The organism is Planococcus daihaiensis, from assembly GCF_049262615.1.
In the GTDB taxonomy this organism is placed as follows: domain Bacteria; phylum Bacillota; class Bacilli; order Bacillales_A; family Planococcaceae; genus Planococcus.
On record NZ_CP175504.1, the window covers coordinates 345,270 to 368,381 of the forward strand.

23 protein-coding genes and 1 other annotated feature are annotated in these 23,112 nt (G+C 46.9%); of the genes, 5 read left to right on the plus strand and 18 right to left on the minus strand.

The genetic code is table 11. The features are described from left to right. Window positions 1-5: 5 nt before the first annotated feature. The 3 genes from sdaAB to DHX103_RS01705 form a co-directional block, all read right to left on the minus strand. Window positions 6-668, minus strand: a complete 663-nt coding sequence (gene sdaAB, locus DHX103_RS01695) for an L-serine ammonia-lyase, iron-sulfur-dependent subunit beta (protein ID WP_422123548.1) — start codon at window positions 666-668, stop codon at window positions 6-8. 180 nt (window positions 669-848) lie between these two features. Beyond that, window positions 849-2,501: a DAK2 domain-containing protein gene (locus DHX103_RS01700; protein ID WP_422123549.1), complete on the minus strand. Its 1,653-nt coding sequence runs from the start codon at window positions 2,499-2,501 to the stop codon at window positions 849-851. An 18-nt stretch (window positions 2,502-2,519) separates the two neighbouring features. Further along, window positions 2,520-2,882, minus strand: a complete 363-nt coding sequence (locus DHX103_RS01705) for an Asp23/Gls24 family envelope stress response protein (protein WP_084245114.1) — start codon at window positions 2,880-2,882, stop codon at window positions 2,520-2,522. Between the two features lie 221 nt (window positions 2,883-3,103). Here DHX103_RS01705 and rpmB point away from each other — a divergent pair, with 221 nt between their 5' ends. Beyond that, window positions 3,104-3,292, plus strand: coding sequence for a 50S ribosomal protein L28 (gene rpmB / locus DHX103_RS01710; RefSeq protein ID WP_422123550.1), 189 nt, complete (start codon window positions 3,104-3,106; stop codon window positions 3,290-3,292). Between the two features lie 148 nt (window positions 3,293-3,440). Here rpmB and DHX103_RS01715 read toward each other — a convergent pair whose 3' ends face one another. The 12 genes from DHX103_RS01715 to gmk all read right to left on the minus strand — a co-directional run bounded on the left by DHX103_RS01715 (window position 3,441) and on the right by gmk (window position 15,728). After that, complete coding sequence (locus DHX103_RS01715; RefSeq protein ID WP_422123551.1) at window positions 3,441-4,082, minus strand: thiamine diphosphokinase; 642 nt, start codon at window positions 4,080-4,082, stop codon at window positions 3,441-3,443. Next, entirely contained in the window at window positions 4,079-4,744 is a 666-nt protein-coding gene (gene rpe / locus DHX103_RS01720) for a ribulose-phosphate 3-epimerase (protein WP_422123552.1), read from the minus strand. Before rpe ends, DHX103_RS01715 begins: the two co-directional genes overlap by 4 nt. Next, window positions 4,737-5,633, minus strand: coding sequence for a ribosome small subunit-dependent GTPase A (gene rsgA, locus DHX103_RS01725; protein ID WP_422123553.1), 897 nt, complete (start codon window positions 5,631-5,633; stop codon window positions 4,737-4,739). Before rsgA ends, rpe begins: the two co-directional genes overlap by 8 nt. A gap of 14 nt (window positions 5,634-5,647) precedes the next feature. Beyond that, entirely contained in the window at window positions 5,648-7,627 is a 1,980-nt protein-coding gene (pknB, locus tag DHX103_RS01730) for a Stk1 family PASTA domain-containing Ser/Thr kinase (protein WP_422123554.1), read from the minus strand. A gap of 2 nt (window positions 7,628-7,629) precedes the next feature. Further along, window positions 7,630-8,379, minus strand: a complete 750-nt coding sequence (locus DHX103_RS01735; protein WP_422124703.1) for a Stp1/IreP family PP2C-type Ser/Thr phosphatase — start codon at window positions 8,377-8,379, stop codon at window positions 7,630-7,632. Between the two features lie 40 nt (window positions 8,380-8,419). Beyond that, a complete protein-coding gene (gene rsmB, locus DHX103_RS01740) occupies window positions 8,420-9,766 on the minus strand; it encodes a 16S rRNA (cytosine(967)-C(5))-methyltransferase RsmB (protein ID WP_422123555.1) in 1,347 nt (448 codons plus the stop codon). Next, on the minus strand, window positions 9,763-10,695 hold the full coding sequence (gene fmt, locus DHX103_RS01745; protein ID WP_422123556.1) for a methionyl-tRNA formyltransferase: 933 nt from the start codon (window positions 10,693-10,695) through the stop codon (window positions 9,763-9,765). The genes rsmB and fmt overlap by 4 nt, the downstream gene beginning before the upstream one ends. Further along, window positions 10,692-11,198, minus strand: a complete 507-nt coding sequence (gene def, locus DHX103_RS01750) for a peptide deformylase (protein WP_422123557.1) — start codon at window positions 11,196-11,198, stop codon at window positions 10,692-10,694. Before def ends, fmt begins: the two co-directional genes overlap by 4 nt. A 19-nt stretch (window positions 11,199-11,217) precedes the next feature. Further along, complete coding sequence (gene priA / locus DHX103_RS01755; protein WP_422123558.1) at window positions 11,218-13,614, minus strand: primosomal protein N'; 2,397 nt, start codon at window positions 13,612-13,614, stop codon at window positions 11,218-11,220. Beyond that, complete coding sequence (gene coaBC, locus DHX103_RS01760; RefSeq protein ID WP_422123559.1) at window positions 13,604-14,809, minus strand: bifunctional phosphopantothenoylcysteine decarboxylase/phosphopantothenate--cysteine ligase CoaBC; 1,206 nt, start codon at window positions 14,807-14,809, stop codon at window positions 13,604-13,606. Before coaBC ends, priA begins: the two co-directional genes overlap by 11 nt. Window positions 14,810-14,883: 74 nt before the next feature. Then, complete coding sequence (gene rpoZ / locus DHX103_RS01765; protein WP_422123560.1) at window positions 14,884-15,108, minus strand: DNA-directed RNA polymerase subunit omega; 225 nt, start codon at window positions 15,106-15,108, stop codon at window positions 14,884-14,886. After that, window positions 15,108-15,728: a guanylate kinase gene (gmk, locus tag DHX103_RS01770; RefSeq protein WP_422123561.1), complete on the minus strand. Its 621-nt coding sequence runs from the start codon at window positions 15,726-15,728 to the stop codon at window positions 15,108-15,110. The genes rpoZ and gmk overlap by 1 nt, the downstream gene beginning before the upstream one ends. Before the next feature lie 131 nt (window positions 15,729-15,859). Between gmk and DHX103_RS01775 the strand changes: the two genes are divergently transcribed. From DHX103_RS01775 to DHX103_RS01790, 4 genes are all read left to right on the plus strand, one after another. After that, complete coding sequence (locus DHX103_RS01775) at window positions 15,860-17,524, plus strand: Rqc2 family fibronectin-binding protein (RefSeq protein ID WP_422123562.1); 1,665 nt, start codon at window positions 15,860-15,862, stop codon at window positions 17,522-17,524. Between the two features lie 181 nt (window positions 17,525-17,705). Continuing rightward, window positions 17,706-18,548 (plus strand): transporter substrate-binding domain-containing protein, encoded by an 843-nt coding sequence (locus DHX103_RS01780; RefSeq protein WP_422123563.1) that lies wholly within the window; start codon window positions 17,706-17,708, stop codon window positions 18,546-18,548. 25 nt (window positions 18,549-18,573) lie between these two features. Next, entirely contained in the window at window positions 18,574-19,251 is a 678-nt protein-coding gene (locus DHX103_RS01785; protein ID WP_422123564.1) for an amino acid ABC transporter permease, read from the plus strand. 372 nt (window positions 19,252-19,623) lie between these two features. After that, on the plus strand, window positions 19,624-20,268 hold the full coding sequence (locus DHX103_RS01790; protein WP_422123565.1) for a nucleoside deaminase: 645 nt from the start codon (window positions 19,624-19,626) through the stop codon (window positions 20,266-20,268). 51 nt (window positions 20,269-20,319) lie between these two features. Here the strand turns inward: DHX103_RS01790 and DHX103_RS01795 are convergent, their stop codons facing one another. The 3 genes from DHX103_RS01795 to DHX103_RS01805 all read right to left on the minus strand — a co-directional run bounded on the left by DHX103_RS01795 (window position 20,320) and on the right by DHX103_RS01805 (window position 23,110). Beyond that, window positions 20,320-20,751 (minus strand): VOC family protein, encoded by a 432-nt coding sequence (locus DHX103_RS01795; RefSeq protein WP_422123566.1) that lies wholly within the window; start codon window positions 20,749-20,751, stop codon window positions 20,320-20,322. Window positions 20,752-20,828: 77 nt separating this feature from the next. Then, window positions 20,829-22,520: an arginine--tRNA ligase gene (gene argS, locus DHX103_RS01800; protein WP_422123567.1), complete on the minus strand. Its 1,692-nt coding sequence runs from the start codon at window positions 22,518-22,520 to the stop codon at window positions 20,829-20,831. Between the two features lie 53 nt (window positions 22,521-22,573). After that, window positions 22,574-22,780, minus strand: a binding site (T-box leader). 15 nt (window positions 22,781-22,795) lie between these two features. Continuing rightward, window positions 22,796-23,110, minus strand: coding sequence for a TIGR04104 family putative zinc finger protein (locus DHX103_RS01805; RefSeq protein ID WP_422123568.1), 315 nt, complete (start codon window positions 23,108-23,110; stop codon window positions 22,796-22,798). Window positions 23,111-23,112: the final 2 nt, after the last annotated feature.

Genomic DNA, 23,112 nt, shown 5'->3' on the forward strand with positions numbered 1-23,112 from the left:
CCTGTTCAATCAGCGATTCTTGTCACTTGTGTGATGTTCGGCAACTGCCGTAATTCATCCATTACCACTTTATCAACCGTCTGATCCACTTCGATGACCATCAAGGCCATTTCGCCCCTTTGTCGGCGTGACACTTCCATGTGGCCAATGTTGATATCGAATTTGTACAAACAATTGGAAACGTTTGCAATACACCCCGAACGGTCATCATGCACCACGAGGATTGCCGGATGATTTCCTGACAGCCGCAGCGGGAAACCGTTCAATTCGGTGATCTCGATTTTGCCGCCGCCGATTGAAATGCCGACCATCGACATTTCTGACTGGCTGTCACCAACCACGACCCGGGCTGTATTCGGGTGATCCGTATGGCCCGTCTCCGGAATAAATTCAAATTCCATTCCGGCCAGAGCCGCTTCTTCAAAAGAAGTTTTTATGCGTTCATCATCTGTATCGTAGTCGAGAAGGCCGCCGACAATGGCGACATCCGTGCTGTGCCCTTTATAGGTTTCGGCAAACGAGCCGTAAAGATGGATTTTTGCCCATTCCGGCTGGCGCCCGAATAAATCCCTCGCTACTCTGCCAATGCGGGCTGCTCCCGCTGTATGTGAAGAAGATGGTCCAATCATGACCGGACCGATTATATCAAAAACAGATTTGAACTTCATTGCTCAAACCCCTTTCTCTCAATTTGCGTATAGCTCCAGTTTACACGATTTAAATGCTTTAGACAAAGAAAATAAAGCTCAGCCCCCTGGCGGCAGGAATGCTCGAGTCTTTTTCGGCAAATCAAAAAGCCTGCGAAGAAAAGGTTTCCTTTTTCTTCGCAGGCTTGAACAATTATTTGATTATTCCACAGAAAGAATGTAAGGGTAGAGCGGCTGTTTGCCGTTGTGAATTTCCACTTCCACCTCGTCGTTCAGCGACTCGATGAATTCACCAAGTTTCTTCGCGTCTTCTTCGGTAACATCTTCCCCGTAAAGAATCGTGACAATTTCAGAATCTTCATCGATGAGCTTTTTCACCAATTCTTCCGTCACATTTTCCAGCTGTTTATTCGACACGACAATCTTGCCTTCGGAAATCCCCATGAAATCATCTTTCTTGATGGTGATTCCGTCAATAGAAGTATCACGGACTGCAAACGTTACAGAACCCGATTTCACATGCTTCGATGCGCCGGTCATAGTTTTACGGTTTTCTTCGACACTTGCCGAAGGATTGAAGGCCAATAAAGCAGCCATTCCCTGTGGGACGTCTTTCGTCGGCACCACGGCAGCTTCGATTTCAAGAATCTCAGCGGCCTGTTCTGCAGCCATGATGATGTTTTTATTGTTCGGCAGGATCAGGACGCGTTCGGCAGAAACCGATCTGATGGCATTGACGATGTCTTCTGTTGAAGGGTTCATCGTCTGGCCGCCCTCGATGACGTAAGATGCGCCGATGCTGCGCAATAATTCCGCAACGCCTTCGCCCATCGCCACTGTGACGACTGCGTAAGGATGTGTCGTTTCCTGCTTTTTACCTTCTTTTTTAAAGTCTTCGCCAACAATGTCGATATGCTGCTGGCGCATGTTTTCTATTTTCATGCTGATCAGGCTGCCGTAATCCTGACCATATGTAAGGACTTTCCCCGGTTCTTCGGAGTGGATATGGATTTTGGCCACTTCGTCATCCGCGATGACAAGAAGCGAATCCCCGTAAGCACTAAGATCTGTGCGGAATGAAGCCTCATCAAACTGCTTTTTGCCGTCTTCGAATTTCACCATGAATTCGGTGCAATAGCCGAATTCGATATCCGATGTATCCATAAAACCGGCAATCGTTTTATGATGTTCTGCGCTGACCAGGTCCGTCATGGAATTATTAACATGCTTCTCCGGCAATTCCTCGCCTTTCAGGCATGCCAAAAAGCCTTCATATACATATACGAGGCCTTGCCCGCCGCTGTCCACTACGCCGACTTCCTTTAAAACCGGGAGTAGGTCAGGCGTTCTTTCGAGTGACGCTTTTGCTTCCGCCACAATTCCTTCGAATACCACGATTATATCGCTTTCATCTTTTGCCAATTCGACTCCTTTAGCAGCTGAATCTTTTGCGACTGTAAGAATTGTGCCTTCGACAGGTTTCATGACCGCTTTATAAGCCGTTTCAACTCCGTGCTGAAAAGCATCAGCCAATTGCTCAGCTGATAATTCCTTTTCATTGACGATCGCTTTTCCGAATCCACGGAATAATTGGGAAAGAATGACGCCCGAATTTCCGCGCGCGCCCATCAGAAGGCCTTTCGACAAAGCAGAGGCTGTCTTGCCGATGTGCTCTTGCACATTTGCCTCTGTTTCTTTCGCTCCTGATGTCATGGATAAATTCATGTTCGTTCCAGTATCGCCGTCAGGCACCGGAAAAACGTTTAATGCATCTACATAATCCGCATTCTGGAACAAATGATGGGCACCCATCTGTACCATTTCGGCGAATTTAACACCGTTTAATGACTTCATAACCGATTCTTCCTCCTCCTACGGGTTCGTGACTCGAACTCCCTGAACATAAATATTAACAGCCTTAACAGGCATGCCAAGTGTTTTTGTAATTGTATATTTCACTTTGGACTGCACCTGGTAAGCCACTTCTGAAATTTTAGTGCCGTAGCTGATGATGACATACATATCTATGTTCAGATCACTGCCTTCCTGGCGCACAATCACGCCTTTGGCAAAATTCTCTTTTCTTAGTATATCAGTCAGACCATCGCGTATCTGATGTTTCGTCGCCATTCCGACAATGCCGTAACATTCGATTGCAGCGCCTCCAGCGATTTGAGCAATCACATCATTGGAGATATCGATTTGACCATAGTCATTTTTTATTTCAATCGACATTAAGAATTCCTCCTTGAGTCCTATTTCACTCTTATCATTCTACAACAAACCGCATTATAAGAAAAGCCGGCGATTTTAGGTGTAAAGGTTTTTTTCTTTAAAGGGGTGGAAAATTAGTTGCAAACCGTAAATGTCTATGGTAAATTATTAAAGTATGTGAAATGAAAAACGAACTGAAATTCTATCATAATTTTCAGCTTCACTTGTGAGGAGGTACTTACATGGCTAAAGTATGTGCAGTAAGCGGACGTAAGGCTCGCGCCGGAAATGCTCGTTCACACGCAATGAATTCGACTAAACGTACATGGGGAGCAAACCTTCAAAAAGTTCGCATCCTTGTTAACGGTAAACCGAAACGCGTATGGGTTTCTGCAAGAGCAATGAAATCAGGAAAAGTTGAGCGCGTTTAATCGTTCTCATGGATAATGCCAGGTCTGACAATCGTCAGCCTGGCATTTTTTCGTGGGGATTTTTAATAACATCTTTCTACACGAAATTAATAATATAGAATAACCGATATTGCGCAAAACAGCTTATCTAAGTACTGCTCCTCATCCTCTACTCATCTGCACTCTCGATCATGATGCAGTTTCCTTCTATAAAAGAGACCTCTCCTGCACCGTCGAGTTCGTTGCTGATAAAGCGGGTCGAGCCGTAGGGGATCGTTTCATCTGCCACTTCGTATTTAAAGCCGTTCAAATTGAAGCCTTTGATTTCTTCGGCGAACGGATAGAAAGACATGAAACGATAACGATCGTCGCTTTTGATGTTATGGCTTCCGGGTTGCAAGAAACGGATGCGATTTTGCTTGTTGATCAGAAAAAACTCAGTGTCGGGATATTTCAGATGATAAGCGTAAATGGCGTGCAATGCACTCATATAATGATCGAGACGGCCACCGGTGACACCCGTGACAATAACGGTTTCCGGGTGGAACTCCATCGCTTTTTCCAGCGCCATTTCGGTGTCTGTTTCATCTTTATCGGCAGCTGCCGCCTGCACCTCCGGCAGCAGCTGTTGGATCCGATTGAATTGCTCTTCAGTGACCGAATCAAAATCCCCTACCGCCGCAGCCAGTTCGATGCCTCTTTCGATAAGCGCTGTCGCCCCAGCGTCCACTCCGATATAAAGATATTCCGCCCATAGCGAAAAGTCCGGCAATTCTTCTGCCGGACCTCCTGCCAATATAATCACTTTCACGAAATCGCCTCTTGCCCAGCCTTTTTGATGCGCTGAAGGGCGGCCGCGCGGTCAACATTACCATAAATGGCAGACCCGGCAACGAATACATTGGCACCGGCTTTGGCACAAGCGACAATCGTTTCTTCATTGATGCCGCCATCAATTTCGATATCGATGTCCAAGCCTTTGTCTTTGATGATTTGGGCTAGTTGCTCCACTTTCGGCAACACGGATTCGATGAATTTCTGCCCGCCAAAGCCTGGATTGACTGTCATAAACAGCACCAGGTCAATGTCTTCAAGGACCGGCAAAATCGCTTCCACCGGAGTATGCGGATTCAAGACGACGCCCGGTTTGACGCCGAACGAACGGATCAACTGGATGGTTCTGTGCAGATGCGGACTCGCTTCAACGTGAACGGTGATATAATCCGCTCCGGCTTTTGCAAAATCTTCAACATAACGATCAGCATTTTCAATCATCAGATGGACATCGAACGGCAGTTTTGTCAGTGGACGGATCGCTTCCATAACAACTGCGCCAAATGAAATATTCGGAACAAAATGGCCATCCATTACATCAATATGAATCCAATCGGCCCCTGCTTTTTCGACTTCTGCAACTTCTTCCCCAAGTTTCGCGAAATTCGCTGCTAAAATAGACGGTGCAATTTTAATCATTGGAATACCTCGGCTTTCTTGTCATAATTTCTTCCAAAAATTTCAAATAGTGTTTATATCGATAGGCCGGAATTTCGCCGGCATCCACCGCTGCTTTGATGGCGCATTTCGGTTCATTGGAATGCAGGCATTCCCGGAATTTACAGCTGTTCGAGCGTTCCGCCATTTCCGGAAAACAGCCCGACAGCTCTTCTTTTTCCATCGTATCGAAATCGAAAGAACTGAAACCGGGTGTATCCGCCAACAAACCGCTGTTGACTGCAATCAATTCCACGTGGCGTGTTGTATGCTTCCCGCGGTTCAATGCTTTCGAAATGTCATCGGTTTTCAGCTCAAGAGAAGGAAGAATCGTATTAAGCATCGTTGATTTCCCTACACCCGATTGGCCTGCCAGCACGCTGATCTTGCCTTCGAGTACCGGCAGCAGCCGCTGCTGGAGATTCGGATCATCAATATACGTTGGAATAACTTCATAGCCAATTTTTTCATAGTCAGCTATATATTTCATTATTTTTTCTTTTTCTGCTTCATTGACCAAATCCATCTTAGTCAGGCAAATCACCGGTTTGATGCCATGAGATTCAATGGCAGTCAGGAAACGGTCCAATAAGAGCGGGTGGAAATCTGGCTGCTTAGCTGAAAAAACAAGAAGTGCCTGGTCGACATTGGAAATCGGTGGACGAACCAATTCGTTTTTACGTTCGTAAACGTGCAAAATGGTTCCTTCCAGGTCATTATCCGCTTTATAGTCCACAAAATCCCCGACCAGCGGTGAGATTTGCCTGTTGCGGAAAACTCCTCGGCCGCGGCATTGAATATACCGCTCGCCGTCGTCATCCAATACATAATAAAACCCGCTGAGCGCTTTTCTTATTTGACCTTTCGGCATATGTTTCCTCCTTCTTATTCAACGTTATTGTATTCGATGGTTTCTTCTTTGATCACTGTGCCATCACGCAGAATGCGGTACACTGCCTGGTTTCCTTCGGCAATTTGCAATTGGATTCGGCGCTCGGCATCTTCTGTAATGGTGAATTCCTCTTCGGGCTCGGCCATCGTTCGGGTCTCATCTTGAATGTAGATCTGGATCACTTGCTCCACCGGCTCTTCGCCTTCTTCTGCCGGTGTTTCAGGTTCATATGGAATCTGGACGGTGTGAATATACGTTTTTTGCGGCAATTCCCGCGGACCGGATGACAGGACGACATCTATTGCGCTGCCTGCTTCCAGTTCACTGTCCGCTCCAGGAGATTGCGAAATCACGGTTCCTACAGCCGCCTCAGCAGATGGTTCCTCATCAACAATATTAATATGGAAGCCGGTGGAACGCGCATATTCACTGAGCGCCGCTTCATCATAACCTGAAAGGTCTGCTACAGAACGCATGTCTTTTCCTTTGCTGACAACGAATTCGAGTTCCGTTTCACTCGGAATGATGTCGCTGCCCGCTTCAGGGCTTTGTGCCAGAATTTCTCCTGCAGGTTCCTCCGAAAACTCTTCTGTCTCGTTTATCGAAAGAAAACGGGGTTCGAGCAATTCCCGTGTCTGGCCAATATTCCGGCCGACATAATCCGCCATTTCGGAAGATTCCTTGCCAAGACTCAAATACATTTGAATTTCGGATTCCACACTCCGCATTTTTCCGGCTTCTGGAATTGTGCGGATGACTAACCCTTCCTCAACCTCCTCGGAATGGCGTTCACGCTCTTCTATAATGACAAAGCCGAAAGACTCGAGTTCTTCAATCGCCTCGTCGCGCTCCATGCCAGACACATCGGGCACTGCGGCCTGTTGCGGACCAAAGAGATCGGGAAATGCCAGCGCCACGGACAAGCCTGCAATTACGAGGAATAGGATGGCCCCTATAACCCATGGCAATTTTTTCTTCTTTTCTTTTTTCGGCGGCTGTTGATCTTTTACCGCTTTGGAATTAATTTTTTTCGAAGAAGCGTTGGTAATTGTTTCTTCCGCGTTGACGTAAGACGACGAATCTTTAATGGCCGGCATAGCCCGGGTGGCGTCCTGGTCGATCGGTACAGTAAACTTCGGTTCATTCAGCCGCTCCGGCAACAGCACCGTTGACAGATCTTCATTCATTTCGTCAGCCGACTGGTAGCGGTGTTGCGCATCTTTTGCAGTTGCTTTTAACACGACGTTTTCCAAACTTTGTGGAATTGTCGGCACGATTTGACGCAACGATGGTGTCTCGGTCTGCAAATGTTTCAAAGCAATTGACACCGCCGATTCGCCTGAAAACGGCAGTCTGCCTGTCAAGAGTTCATACATGACGATGCCGAGGGAATAAATATCCGATTTTTTCGTGGCATTGCCTCCGCGCGCCTGTTCGGGCGACAGATAATGTACCGTCCCAAGTACTGAATTGGTCTGCGTGTAGGAAGTTGCGCTCAAAGCCATCGCAATCCCGAAATCGGAAATTTTCACATTTCCTTCTGCATCCATCAGAATGTTCTGTGGCTTGATATCCCGGTGGACGATCTGGTTATGATGGGCATGTGCCAAAGCAGAAGCCAATTGTGTCATAATCTTCACTGCCCGTTCGGGTGCTATCGGTGAATGTTCGATTATGTATTCTTTTAACGTTTTTCCCGGTACGTATTCCATGACAAGATAGGGAATCGCACCATCTTCACCCACATCGAAAATATTGACGATGTTCGGATGGGCCAGGCTGGTTGTCGACAGTGCTTCCCGTTGAAACCTTCTGCGGAGCTCTTCTTCATTTGAGAAATCATAGCGCAGCAGTTTGATGGCGATGTCCCGGTCCAAAATCATATCGTGGGCCAGGTAGACATTCGACATGCCGCCTCCGCCGATCAATTCCTTAATCTTATAGCGGCCATTGATATTTCTGCCGATTAACATAGTTATACCTCCCCAGCTTTCGAGGCAAGAAGCACAAACGAAATATTGTCTTCTCCTCCCTTTTCATTGGCAAGATCAACTAAATCTTTCCCCTTCTGGGATAGCGCTGAATGGGAACCGACAATTTCGGCGATTTCGTTTTTGTTTATTTTATTGCTGAGGCCGTCGGAACAAATTAGAACATAGGAATTGTCGGTGAGTTCAAGTTCAAGCATTTCCCCTTCAATATTGCGTTCTGTTCCCAGTGCCCGCACGATCCAGTTCTTTTTCGGATGGTCTTCCGCTTCTTCTTCGCTGATTTCGCCATTGTCGACAAGAACATTTACATAGGAATGGTCACGCGTGATCTGTTCGGCTTTGCCATTGAATGTGTAAACCCGGCTGTCACCAATGTGACAAACCACGCATAGATTATTTTCGACAAGAGCCGCAATCAGCGTCGTCCCCATGCCTTTGCATTCGGGATGGCTTTCTGCGTAATCGAAAACCTCGGAGTTAATGATTCTGATCTTTTCATCCAGCCATCTTTTTTTGCTTTCAATAGAAGCAAAATTTTCTCTGTCGGCCGTCATGAAATGCTTGCTCATTGCATCGACCGTCATTTCGCTCGCTACATCTCCTGCATTATGGCCGCCCATTCCGTCTGCGACCATCGCCAGGATCAATCCATCCGGTCTCTTGAGAACCGCAACACGGTCCTCATTCACTTCTCTTTTTTTACCTGTATCGCTTTCCATGACATATTGAAACAACAATCTCTACACCCCATCCCAAATCAATTAGAATTGCTGATCATTCAATTGTTTCTGTTTTGCGGAAAGCAGCGATGAAAAAGCCGTCGCTCCCAAAGTCCTGCGGGAAAACCTGTACGAAACCTGTGTGCTTGACACCCAGCGCTTCGGGCAATACAACCTGGATTTTCTCCATTTCAGGATGATTCTTCAAAAACCTTTCCGCGGTTCCGCGATTTTCCGTGTTATCTACGGTGCAAGTACTATAGACCAGTATGCCGTCAGGTTTCAGCAACTCCGCTGCTTGATCCAATAATTCAATCTGAATCTCCTGCAAGCGGGTGAAATCCTCTTCTTTTTTCGTGTATTTAATGTCCGGTTTCCGTTTGATCACACCGAGGCCGCTGCACGGGGCATCAACCAAAATCCGGTCAAATTGCTCCTTGCCGAAACGTTCGACGCTCTTTTTGCCGTCTCCGACTTCGGTTTCAATGACAGAATGGCCAAGACGGTCGGCTGATTCGCGGATGAGCTTCACTTTATGCGGATGCAGATCCATTGAAAAGAGCGTTCCGCGATTTTCCAGTTTCTCCGCAATATGCGTCGACTTGCCTCCGGGTGCTGCGCACATATCAAGCACTTTCATCCCGGGCTCCAGCTGAAGAGCATAAGAAGGCAGCATCGAACTTTCATCCTGGATGGTGATAAAGCCTTTATCGAATGTCACTGTTCTAGCCGGCTGGCCACCTGTTATGACCAGACATTCCGGAATGATTTCGCTCGGTACCGCTTCGAGACCCTCGGATTCGAGCATCTCAATCACTTCTTCCACTGTCGCTTTGACCGTATTGACTCGGACCGTCTGAGACGGGATTTTATTGTTTTCCAAAGCCATTTCACGCGTCTTTTCAAGACCGAACTGTTCTGCCCAGCGTTTAATCATCCATACCGGGTGGCTTGTTTCAATCGATATTTTTTCAATCGGATCCGCAATCACATTAAAGGAACGGACGCCCGAACGCTGAACGGATCGAAGCACGCCGTTCACTAAAGAAGCGACGCCTCCGTGCCCGCGCCTTTTGGCAATTTCCACAGCTTCGTGAATCACGGCATGGGAAGGGACGCGGTCCAGATAAACGATCTGATAGAGCGACATCCGCAATAGGGTTTTAACCCACGGCTCCACTTTGCCTTTCAAAAAGGGCTCCAGATAATAATCCAGCGTCAGTTGATGCTGCAGCGTGCCGTACGTTATTTCTGTCAGCAAGCCCCGGTTTTTCGCCGAGATGCCGTAGCTTTCAATGGTCTGATGCAGCAAAAGATTGCTGTAAGCCTGTTTGTTTTCCACAGCCCACAGAATCGAAAATGCTGCATCGCGGACATTGCCGTGCAATTTTTTATTTTTCATTCAAAAAAATCTCCTGCCTGTATTTTAGGTCCGGTTAAATAGTCTTTTGCCGACATCCGTTTTTTGCCAGCCGGCTGCAGTTCCGTAATGGCGAGAATGCCTTTGCCCGTTTGGACATGAACCGCATCTTCAGTGACTCTGACCACTTCACCCGGCTTGCCGGTTGTCGTTTCATCAACTATTTCGGACCACCAGATTTTCATGTTATCTTGTTTAAAACCGGTATAAGCAACCGGCCACGGGTGAAGCCCGCGCACCTGATTGTAAATTTCTTCTGCAGAACGGTTCCAGTCGATGCGCTCCTGCTCGCGTGAAATATTGCGCGCATAAGTCACTTTGGTTTCGTCCTGCGGTATGCGGTCGTTTGTGCCCGCCACAATGGACGGCAGCGTTTCTTTCAATAATTCCGTTCCGGCAACGCTGAGCTTGTCGAACATGCTGCCGGTATGGTCGTTCTTGTCGATCGGCACGGAGATTTGTGAAATAATATCGCCGGCATCCAGACGGTCTACCATATACATAATGGTCACGCCGGTTGCCGTTTTGCCATCGATGATTGCCTGGTGGATCGGTGCGCCACCGCGGTAATCCGGCAAAAGTGAGGCGTGGACATTGATGGCACCGAATTTCGGCGTCTCTAATATTTCAGTCGGCAGAATTTGCCCGAATGCTGCTGTTACCACTAAATCCGGTTTCAGATCCAGTACAACTTGCAGTTCTGCCGGATCCTTCAATTTTTGCGGTTGATAGACCGGCAAGCCCAGACGCAGCGCTTCTTCTTTGACCGGTGTCGGTGTCAGCACTTTCTTGCGGCCAACGGGACGATCCGGCTGCGTTACCACGGAAATCACATCATAGCCTTCTTCCACAAGCATGCGGAGAATCGGAGCTGAAAAAGCGGGCGTTCCCATAAAGACGATCCTTGTCAAAAGGGTTCCTCCTCTTCCTGGGCACGGATCATTTCATCCAACTCTTCCTGTGTGATGAATTTCGTGATTTTTCCGGTGAACAGAATGCCGTCCAAATGATCCATTTCGTGGAGGATGGCACGGGCTTCGTAGCCTTCAGCTTCCAGTTCATACCAGGAGCCGTCGCGTTCCTGCGCTTTTATTTTGATATGATCGTAGCGTTCCACTTCGCCGAAAACACCCGGAAAACTCAGGCAGCCTTCGATATCTGTATCCGATCCTTCAAAAAGAACCAGTTCCGGATTGATCATTTCAATGCGGTCCTGCCCTTCACGAAAATCTACGATTGCTGCACGCACTGCTGTTCCCACTTGGGGAGCAGCAATGCCGACACCGTCTGCTTCTATCATCGTTTCATGCATATCATCCAAAAGAACAGCCAGATTTTCGTCGAATGTTGTTACGGGTGAACAAACTGTTTCCAGCACTTCGCTGGGGTGTTTTACGATTGTACGTATAGCCATTGTCATTTCCTCATTTCTTCTACATCACTGAAGTCGGATTCATGTCGATCGCCAAAGTCGTCCCTTTTTTAAGCCATTCGGAGCGATAAATCTTGATCAATTGCTGCATCACTTCAGTCAGTTTCGGTTCTTTTTTGTATTTTATCAAACATTGATATCTATATCTATTGTTGACGCGGGCAATCAATGAAGCAGAAGGACCGATGATCATTGTTCGGTCCGACAGATGCTGCCGAAGATATTCGACGGTTTGCTGCGCGTATTCCGAAACAGTCATCAGGTCTTCATGCGTAAATTGAATGTTGACGACATAATAATACGGAGGGTAGCCGCTGGCCCGTCTCATTGCCATTTCCTGATCAAAGAACGGTTCATATAATTGGTCTTTTGCAAAAGTGATCGCATAATGTTCCGGCGTATAGGATTGGACAAAAACCGTTCCCGGCAGCACATCCCGCCCGGCGCGTCCGCTGACCTGTGTCAGCAATTGATAGGTTTTTTCAGCTGCGCGGAAATCTGGCAAATGCAAAGTGGTATCCGCGGATAATACGCCTACGAGCGTGATATTCGGAAAATCAAGCCCTTTGGCAATCATTTGGGTGCCGAGGAGGATATCAGCTTTTCCTTCTCCGAAAGCGTTGAGTATTTTTTCATGGGCGCCTTTATTTCTCGTCGTATCAACGTCCATGCGCAAAACACGGGCTTCCGGAACCAGTTTTGCCAGCTCTTCTTCGACTTTCTGTGTGCCGGTGCCGAAAAAGCGTATATGTTCACTTTGGCATTCCGGACATGTATGCGGTACCTGTTCGTCGTAGCCGCAATAATGGCATTTCATCATTTCACTCGAACGGTGATAAGTGAGAGAAATATCACAATTCGGGCATTGCATGACCGTTCCGCAATCGCGGCACAGAACAAAGGAAGAATAGCCGCGCTTGTTCAAAAACAGCACCGTCTGCTCCCCTTTTTCCAAACGTTCGCGGATGGCATCCGCCAATTGCACCGAAAACATGGAGCGATTGCCGGTTCTCAGCTCTTCCCGCATATCCACGATGTGCACCGCTGGCAACGGCTGGTTGCGTGCCCGTTTTTCCAGCACCAGCAACTCGTAAACCCCTTTTTGGGCACGTGCGTAGGATTCGAGTGAGGGAGTAGCGCTGCCCAAAATCACTGGGCAATTATGGAATTCTCCCCGCCAAATGGCCATATCGCGTGCGTGGTATCGCGGAGAATCATCCTGTTTATAGCTGGATTCGTGTTCTTCATCGAGAATGATCAAACCCAGATTCTCAAACGGAGCAAATATTGCAGACCGGGCCCCGACGACAACTTTCACTTCGCCGCGCTGGATTTTCCGCCATTCGTCGTATTTTTCCCCGGCTGACAATCCGCTGTGAAGAACGGCAACCATGTCGCCGAAACGTTCTTTAAAGCGCAAAGTCATTTGAGGGGTCAATGAAATTTCCGGAACGAGCATAATCGCTTCTTTTCCGCTCTTCAACACACGGTCAATCGTCTGCAGATAGATTTCGGTTTTGCCGCTTCCTGTAATACCGTGCAGCAGGAACGTTTTGGGCGTGTTGAGTGCTCCATTGACGGCATCAAAAGCCTGTTGTTGAGCTTCCGTCAGCACAAGATTTTCTTTTTTCACGATTTCCGACAGCATTTTTGGGTCGCGATAGGTTTCCACATTCGACAAATCCGCTGCACCTTTGTCGGCCAGACTGTAAATTGTCGGCAAGGTCACGCCCGCAGCTTTTTGCAATTCGGAAGATTCGATGGTGAGCCCTGGATTCTTTTTCATGAACGCCATTAATTTCAGTTGCTGTTTCGCATTTGCGCGAATCTCAATTGCATCTAGAGTTTCCAGCGACTCCGCAATGCGAATCATGCGGACCTTTTTCACTGCGGTTTGCTGCTGAATATTGGTATCGGCGATGACCGTGCCTTTATCCATTTCTTTTTTCAATAAACCGAAGACTTCTTCAGCATCCTGGCTGCGAACGAACGATTTGTCCCCAAAATAAGGGTGCAGGCGCGAGTCAATCGCTTCAAGTTCGCCGTTCAGCACAAAACGCTTTTCGTATTTCGCACGAAGTGCAGCCGGCACCATGACCTGAAGCGCATCAATTTCAAAACAGACCGTTTGCTCTTTCATCCATTCAGCCATTTGCAGCAATTCTTTATTCAGCACCGGAACAACATCCATCAGTTCATGGATCGCTTTCATCAGGCTTGGGTCGAAATCGGACGTTTCTTTGATTTTTGTGATAAACCCAAGGACTTTCCGGGGGCCAAACGGCACTTTCACCCGCATCCCCGGCTCCGCCAATGCCGCCAATTTTTCAGGAACAGCATAATCGAAGGGCCGGTCAATCGGGTGGGCCGCCACATCAACTATCACTTCAGCGATCATGTTGCATTTCCCTTTCAAGGATCAGCTTCAGCAATTGGCGCGCCAATTCCTGTTTGGGAAGCATCTCAAATGACTTTTCAAAATCCCCTTTACCGAAAATCGTCACTCGATTGGTATCCGATTCAAATCCCGCCTGTGATTCAGAAACGTCATTGGCGATGATATAGTCGGCATTTTTTCTTTCCAGTTTGCTTTTTGCATATTGGCTGACGTCGTTCGTTTCCGCCGCAAAGCCGATCAGAACCTGTCCGTCTTTTTGCGTACCCAAATATTGCAGGATATCGGACGTTCGTTCCAATTCAATCGTAGAATCGCCTTGCTGCTTTTTCATTTTTTGATCGTGCACAGTCTTCGGCCGGTAATCGGCCACCGCAGCCGTTTTGATAACATAATCAGCGTCGCTGAATTCTGCCTTAACAGCCTGCAGCATCTCTTCTGCGCTTTCGACTAAGATCCTTTTAACGCCGGACGGTGCCGGCAATGAAACCGGACCGCTGACCAAAACCGTTTCTGCGCCAAGTTCAGCGGCGGCAGCGGCCATGGCGTAGCCCATTTTGCCGCTTGAAAAGTTTGTCAGAAACCGGACAGGATCAATCCGCTCACGCGTCGGCCCCGCCGTCACCAGCACTTTTTTGCCTTTCAAGATTGGTTCTCGCCCTAAAAAACTGCCGACCAATTCCGTGATTTTTTCGGGTTCTTCGAGGCGTCCTTTGCCGACATAGCCACAAGCCAAAAAGCCTTCTGACGGTTCGATAAAGCGGATGCCGTCCGCGTGCAGCCGTTCGATATTGCGTTTGACTGCCGGATGGTCATACATATGCACATTCATCGCCGGCGCTACCCAAATTGGCGCAGTTGCCGCAAGCAGCGTAGTTGTCACCATGTCATCGCCGATGCCGTTTGCCAGTTTGCCGATGACATTCGCCGTTGCCGGTGCCACGATTACAAGATCGGCCCAGTCGGCAAGATCAATATGCGCAATGACCGACGAGTCCTTTTCATCAAATGTATCAAAATAGACATCATTCCGGGACATGACCTGGAAACTCAGCGGCTGCACAAATTCACGGGCGGAATCCGTCATGATGACTTTCACATCCGCTCCTGCCTGTGATAACTTACTGACCAGTGCAACAGCTTTGTAAACGGCAATCCCGCCGCTCACACACAATAGAATCTTACGGTTCGCCAACAATGGAAACACCCTTTCTAAACAACAAACTCCCAAAGAACAAATTTGCTCTGGGAGTCGTCAATTGTGATTAATGGTTAAATTTCATCTTCGTAAATAGCAGCTTCGTCCTGGCGCACTTGCGTCAAAGCACCTTCTGCGATTTCTTCAAGAGCTTTTCCTACCGGTTTGGCCGAAACATAATGCGCCAGTTTATCATCGCCGTGCTCATGCAATTGGCGGGCACGTTTGGAAGCAAGGGCCACCAACGAGTATTTCGAATCGATACGGCTTTTTAATTTGTCAACGGATGGGTATAACATCAGGCATTCTCCTTTAGCATATCAAAATATCTTTTTTCTACACGTTCACGCTTGCAATGTTCAGCAATAATGATTGCGTTGATGCGATCACAGGCGTTTTCCACTTCATCGTTCTCGACAACATAATCATACAGATTCATCATCTCGAGTTCCTGCCTTGCCGCACTTAACCGGGAAGCAATCACTTCTTCGGATTCGGTGCCACGGCCAACCAAACGATCTTCCAGTTCTGAAAGACTTGGCGGCGCCAGGAAGATGAAGAGGCCGTCCGGAACTTTATCGCGGACTTGCGCTGCTCCCTGTACTTCGATTTCCAGGAACACATCTCGTCCTGCATCACGCATTTTGTTGACATATTCCAGTGGTGTGCCGTAATAATTCCCGACAAACTCTGCGTACTCAAGCAATTGCCCCTGCTCGATCAAATCCTCGAACTCGGTGCGCGTCTTGAAAAAATAATCGAATTCGTCCACTTCGCCTTCACGCGGCGAACGCGTTGTCATCGATATGGAGTATTCATAGTTCGTATCCGGCTGCGAGAACAGCTCTTTTCTGACTGTACCTTTTCCGACTCCGGAAGGCCCTGATAACACGATCAGCAGTCCGCGTTGTTTTCTCATTTCATTAACCACCTTAACCACCGCAATACATCCGGTCTATATTCTTCGTTTTCTAACTAACTGTCTTATTATATCATAATACACGCTGGAAATGATAAGATGGAACAAAACGATTTGAAAGAGGGATTTTCATGGCATTTGATGGATTATTTACAAAAGCGATGACCAGCGAACTGCAACAACTGGTCAGCGGAAGAATTTCAAAAGTTCATCAGCCCAACCAGCTTGAACTGCTGCTCCATATCCGCTCACAAGGAAGCAACCATAAATTATTGATTTCGATCCACCCGTCCTATTCACGGATTCACTTGACCAAAGAGGCGAATATCAATCCATCCGAACCGCCAATGTTCTGCATGCTGCTGCGCAAGCATATCGAAGGCGGCGTCATCACAGAAATTTCCCAGCATGGCATGGATCGTCTGATCATCCTGAAAATTAAGGCGAAAAATGAAATCGGCGACGACATCGAACGCGAATTGCATGTGGAAATGATGGGCAGGCATTCGAATGTCATCCTGGTCGACGCAGAGCGAATGATGATCCTCGACAGCCTGAAGCATCTGCCGCCGAGCGTCAATTCCTTCCGTACCATTTTACCGGGACAGCCGTATGTCTTTCCGCCTTCCCAAAATAAAAAGGATCCATTTACGAACGGCGACACGCTCGGGGACCTCGACGAAAAAGAATTGGTCAATACTTATGCCGGTTTTTCCCCGTTGACTGCCCGGGAGCTGCACCACCGTCTTTCATCTTCAAGTGATAAAGGTTCAGTCGTGGACGCTTTTCTGCAGGATTTCAGCAAGGTTTCACCCGTCGGCTATTATGTCGAGCAAGACAGCAAAAGTTTTTTCTCTGCCACGCCGCTCGAACATATTGCCGGCACGCGGCTGGATTATCCGAATCTCGGAGAACTGCTCGACCGCATGTACTACGCCAAAGCCGAGCGCGACCGCGTCAAGCAACAGGCGGGCGATTTGGAACGCTGGCTGCAGAATGAAATCTCCAAACTGAAGCTGAAATTAAAGAAACTCAAGAAAGAACAGGATCAGGCTGAAAAACGTGACCAGCTGCAGTTGAACGGCGAATTGATCATGGCCAATCTGCACCGCATGCAAAAAGGCATAAAGGAAATCGAAGTGGACAATTATTATAATGAAGAAAAAGTTTTAATTCCGCTTGATCCGCGTAAAACACCAATTGAAAACTCACAGAAGTTTTATTCGCGGTACCAAAAAGCCAAAATTGCGGTCATCAAAACGCAGGAGCAGATCGAAAAAACCGAAGACGACATCGGTTATTTTGAAACTTTATTGTCCCAGGTGCAGCAAGCTGGAATCTCTGATATAGAAGAAATCCGCGAAGAACTGGCCGAACAGGGCTTTATGAAAGCGCAAAAATCGAAGAAAAAGAAAAAGCCCACGAAGCCGAAAGTGGAACCTTATGTTTCCAGCACCGGCATTCCCATTTCTGTCGGCAAAAACAATAAACAAAATGATTTTGTCACCTTTAAAGTAGCCGCGAAGTCGGACACCTGGCTGCATACGAAAGATATACCGGGCTCCCACGTCATCATCCATTCTGATGATCCTGATGAAGAAACAATTCTTGAGGCGGCATCAATCGCCGCCTACTTCAGTAAAGCGCGGGAGTCTTCGTCAGTGCCCGTGGATTATACGGAAGTGCGCCAAGTGAAAAAGCCGAACGGCTCAAAGCCGGGCTTCGTCATCTATTTTGAACAAAAGACCGTTTTTGTCACTCCGGATGAGGAATTGGTCATTAAACTGAAAAAATAAACAGCTGAAAAACCGGTTCACCTCTTGGTGGCCGGTTCTTTTCGTTTGTTTACATAATAAATTTATTCTATGATGTATTTGGTGGAATGTTCTGTGATTTTGAATTCCGACCAACTCTTATTGCCCTTCCCACTCCTTAATGCTATGTTTTTAGAGGATTATAAAAATTGGGGGTTTTAATATGGTGAAAAATACAAAAGTTTTTCCATTGGCGGCATTATTGGCGGCATCAACGCTTGTGCTGGCGGCATGCGGTGGAGACGACAGCAGTGAAACCGAAGAAACAACTGCCTGGGACGAAATTCAGGAAGAAGGCAGTCTAACCGTTGCCACATCCGGCACCCTATTGGCTACATCTTTCCGCGATGCGGATTCTGATGAACTGACCGGTTTTGAAGTGGAAGTTGCCCGCGAAGTGGCGGAACGTCTCGACCTTGAAATTGAATTCAAGGAAATGGGCTTTGATGAAATGCTGTCAAGCGTGCAGACCGGCCAAGTCGATATCGCTGCAAACGACATTGAAATCAATGAAGACCGCGCTGAAGAGTTTATCTTCTCAACAACCATCAAACATTCATACGGAACAGCGGTTGTCCGTAAAGACGATCTATCCGGAATTTCTTCACTTGAAGATCTGGAAGGCAAAAAGGCTGCCGGTGCATCAACATCTGTCTATATGCAGCTCGCACGTGAATACGGTGCGGAAGAAGTAACTTATGACAATGCATCCAACGAAGTATATTTGCGTGACGTATCGATTGGGCGCACGGATGTCATTTTAAATGATTATTACCTGTCCACTTTCGGTGTAGCGGCATTCCCCGACATGAACATTACCATTCACCCGGATATTAAATACGCTCCATCTGAAGTTGGGCTTGTTATGAATAAAGACAACGAAGAACTGGCTGAAAACGTCAATCGCGTTCTGGAAGAAATGCTGGAAGACGGCACGATCACTGAAATCTCAGAAGAATTCTTCGGCGGGGCCGATGTTTCGGTGAAGCCGGATATCGAAGAGTAAATAAACTTAAAAATGGAGGGGTTCGATGAATGATATTGAATGGGGATTGCTGTTCGATCCGGTTTTGGCGATCGAATCCCTTCCCTATGTACTGGAAGGCATCTGGTACACATTGCTGATTTCTATGGTCAGCATGCTTTGCGGTCTGGTAATCGGATTTTTCCTGGCACTCGCCCGGACTTCTCCGAGAAAAATAATGCAATGGCCCGCAAGGCTTTACATATCCTTTATGCGCGGAGTTCCGATCCTTGTCATCCTGTTCCTGCTTTATTTCGCAATGCCGGTCATCGGCATCGAATTTACCGCAGTCCAGGCAGCGTTGATCGGTTTCAGCATCAACTCCGCCGCTTATATCGCGGAAGTGTTCCGCTCTTCTCTCGCTTCGGTCGATAAGGGACAATGGGAATCGTCGACCGCGCTCGGCCTGACTTATTGGCAGGCGATGCGCCGCATCATTCTGCCGCAATCTGTCCGGATCGCGGTGCCGCCGCTGTCGAACGTTTACCTGGATCTCATCAAAGCCTCTTCACTGGCTGCGATGATCACCGTTCCGGAAATTTTCCAGAAAGCCCGTATTGTCGGTGCACGCGAATACGATCTGCTGACCTTGTTGATATTGGTGGCGCTGATCTACTGGGCAATTTGTTCAGTCATGACGGTGCTGCAGAATTACCTGGAGAAGCGTTATGCGGAGTATTTATAAAATAGCATTCGTAAGGCAGCCACGAATCGTGGCTGCCTTTTTCTTTTTGAAAACTATATATGATTTAAAGTTATCTTTAGTATGAATCAACAAATGTTAATTCTCTATATTTCCCAATAATAATTTTGCTGACTAATTATAATGACAGCATTTTATTTATCGTCGATTTTTGAAGGTTTATCGTCGATATTTTTGTATTTATCGTCGATTATTATAGGTTTATCGTCGATTTCCACTGGTTTATCGTCGATTCTTCCTGTTTGTTAAAAAACCTTCCCTTTAAATGTTAAAATAATCCTTTGCGTTTGAAGGATTTTTCATTTCCGAAGCGAATTTATAAAAAGTGAAAATATTTCCAAAGGAGATACTAAAATGGAATGGAAGGATATACCAGAAGTTTGGCAAGAATGCTTCAAGGAAGCCTGGAAATCATTTCAGGAAGGCTCCCGCCCAATCGGCGCTGTGATTACTGATAAAGATGACGCGATAATATCTCGTGGAAAAAGCGCAGCCTTTAATACACTAAAAGACAGTGTTATTTCGAATAATGAACTGGCGCACGCGGAAATCAATGCTTTGCTCAAATTGGACAATAGAGTCCACACTATCAGAAATGTATACACACTCTATTCGACAATGGAACCCTGCCCTTTATGCTTTGGCGCATTTTATATGAGCGGCATCCGTAAATTGAAATTCGCAGCGAAAGACAAATGGGCGGGCAGCACAAATTTAAAAGATACAACCCAATACATGAGTTTGAAACCAATCCAAATCGAAGGCCCATTCCAAAGTCTGGAACAATTGTCCATCGTATTGAATGTCTATTTCGAATTAACGATTTGCTCTGGCAAAGCCAGTAAAGTAACTGAGAGCTGGAGGGAAGATTATCCAGAAGCTGTCGACTTAGCGGTTATATGGAGTGAACAGAAGACACTTGAGGACAAGCAAAATATGGACATTGCTGATGTTTTCATACGAATGCAAAACGAAATAAAAATATCCGTCTCTTCGTAAATGTACATACAAAAGGACAGGCATTTTCGCCTGTCCTTTTACACTGCCTTTTCAAGCATAAAATTCCTCGTCACTGTCATCATCATTTTCCGGCATATACATTACTTCCCAAAGATGGCCGTCAAGATCTTCGAAACTCCAGCCGTACATGAACTCGTTATCCATTTTGTCATTTGACACCGTGCCGCCGGCAGTCAAAGCGTCATTGACCAATTCGTCAACATCTGCCCGGCTGTCTGCCGTAATTGAGATAATTACTTCGGTGCTGGTGCGCGCGTCGGCCACTTGCTTTTTGGAGAACGTTTTAAAAAACTCCTCCACAAGCAGCATCACATACATATTCGGTCCGACGATCAAGCAGGCGGCGTTCTTGTCCGTCATCTGTTCATTAAATTCAAATCCGATGTCACTGAAAAATGCCATTGATTTGTCCAGGTCTTTTACCGGCAGGTTCACAAAAAGATGCTTGGATTGGATAGCCATGGATTTCCCCTTTCATTTTTAACGGATGCCTATACTATTCGGCGGAAACCGGAACTGTCCTGCCCCCCCGGTAAATTTTACATTTCAGACGGCGCATTGATCCCGAGCAAGCGGAGGCTCTCCTCCAAAACTACAGTGACAGCGAACACCAATGCGAGCCGCCCTTCTTTCTGATGGTCATCTTCCAACACCTTGACCTGGCTATAGTATTTATTGAAATCCTGCGCCAGGCTGATGGCATATTTCGCCATGACAGAAGGCTCTTTTTGCTCGTAGCTTCTGTTGATCGTATCCTGGAAATCCATTAATTGTTTGATGATTTCCCAGCTGTAGCTGTCGGTCAATCCGCTTGGTGTAAGCTTTTCAGGTGCAATCCCGGATTTTCTTATGATGGAACAGCCTCTCGCATGGGTGTATTGGACGTAAGGTCCTGTAGACCCTTCGAAACGCAGCATATCCTCCAGTGAAAATTCCACATTATTCCGGCGTTCGGTTTTTAAATCATGGAAAATGACGGCGCCCACCCCGACCATTCTGGCGGTCTCGGCTTTATTTGCCAACGCCGGATTCCGCTCTTCAATATTTTTTCCCGCGAGCTCGATGGCTTCTTGTAACACTTTATCCAATAAAACAATTTTCCCTTTGCGGGTCGACATCTTTTTCCCGTCTTTCAGGATAAATCCAAAAGGAATATGTTCCATATCATCGGCCCAGTCGAATCCCATTTTTTTCAACGACAGTATCAATTGATTAAAATGAAGCGTCTGTTCCTGCCCTACCACATAAAGGGACTCGGCAAATTGATAATTATTCTTTCTATATAAAGCGGCAGTCAGATCTCTCGTGCCGTAAAGCGTCGCTCCATCCCTTTTTCTGATCAAAAATGGCGGCAGCCCTTCTTCTGACAAATCGATTACTTCCGCTCCCTGGGACTCCGTCAGCAATTTCTTGTCTTTCAGCAACTCGATGGTGGCTGTCATTTTATCGTTATAAAATGCTTCGCCAGCCAGCGAATCGAATTCCACTTCCAGCAGTTCATAAATTTTGCCGAATTCTTTCAGCGATTCATCCTTGAACCATTTCCAGAGCCCTTCCGCTTCACGATCGCCGTCCTCCAGTTTTTTGAACCACAGCCTGGCTTCATCTTCCAGAGTGGGATCCCGTTCCGCTTCTTCGTGAAATTTGATATATAACGTCAATAGTTCTGGGATGGGATCCTGTTTCACCAAATCTTCCTTTCCCCATTTTTTGTAGGCGACGATCAATTTGCCGAACTGGGTTCCCCAGTCACCCAAGTGATTGATTTTCACTGCATTGTATCCGACTTTCTCAACAATTTTTGACAATGAATTGCCGATGACCGTGGACCTTAAATGCCCCATCGAAAAGGGTTTCGCAATATTCGGGGATGAAAAGTCGATGGTGATGTTTTGGCCTTGGCCGATATTGCTGTTGCCGAATTCCCCACGTTCCATCAGGATTTGCTGCAGGAGCTGCTCGCTGACATGGGATTTATTGAGAAAGCAATTGACGTAAGGTCCTGCGGCAACCACCCCTTCGAACAAAGGGTGCGTTATCTTCTCCGCCAGCTTTTCGGCGATTTTATGCGGCGCCTGTTTCTCGATCTTTGCCAGTGCAAAACAAGGAAATGCCAAATCTCCCTGGTTGTCGAATTTCGGTTTTTCAATCAGCTCCATCACCGATTCGGCAGTCAAAACGCCCTCCAGTTTTTTTGAAATTTCTTCTGCCAATAATTTTTTATAATCCATAGTCTCTCTCCCCCATTTTCCTGAAAACATAAAAAATCCCGTCTCTAAAATTAATTAGAGACGGGATTTCCCGCGGTACCACTCTGATTGCCCGAATATCGGACCAGCTTGAAACGGTAACGGTGTCGGCCGACCAACCCTACTCAATGTTCAGGCGGTTTCTCAGATATGCGCTTCAGATTACGCTGGCCGCCGGGCTCACACCTTCCCCGGTTCGCTTGGACCGCACGTATTCCTACTCTTATCTTCCCAGAATTTTATGTATTTTTACCATCTTAGCGATTCCCATTATTTGTGTCAACTTCTATTTTCTTTTTTTCATATTTCATAATAAAAGGAAGAATTACGGAAATGATGACAATCACCGAAACAACCGGCAATAGAATTTCCGACAGCTCCAAATGCTGCATGAAAATAAAGATGTAAATGACCGGTACCACAAGCAATAATGTTGCCAATAACCGTGAAGCATTGGCAACATTATGCTCGGTTCCGCAGTTTCGGCACCTTACCGGCTGAAAAGCGAGCCATAAGGATAGAAAAAACTGGCTCCATTTGAATGATTTTTTGCATTCTGTACATTTTTGCATCG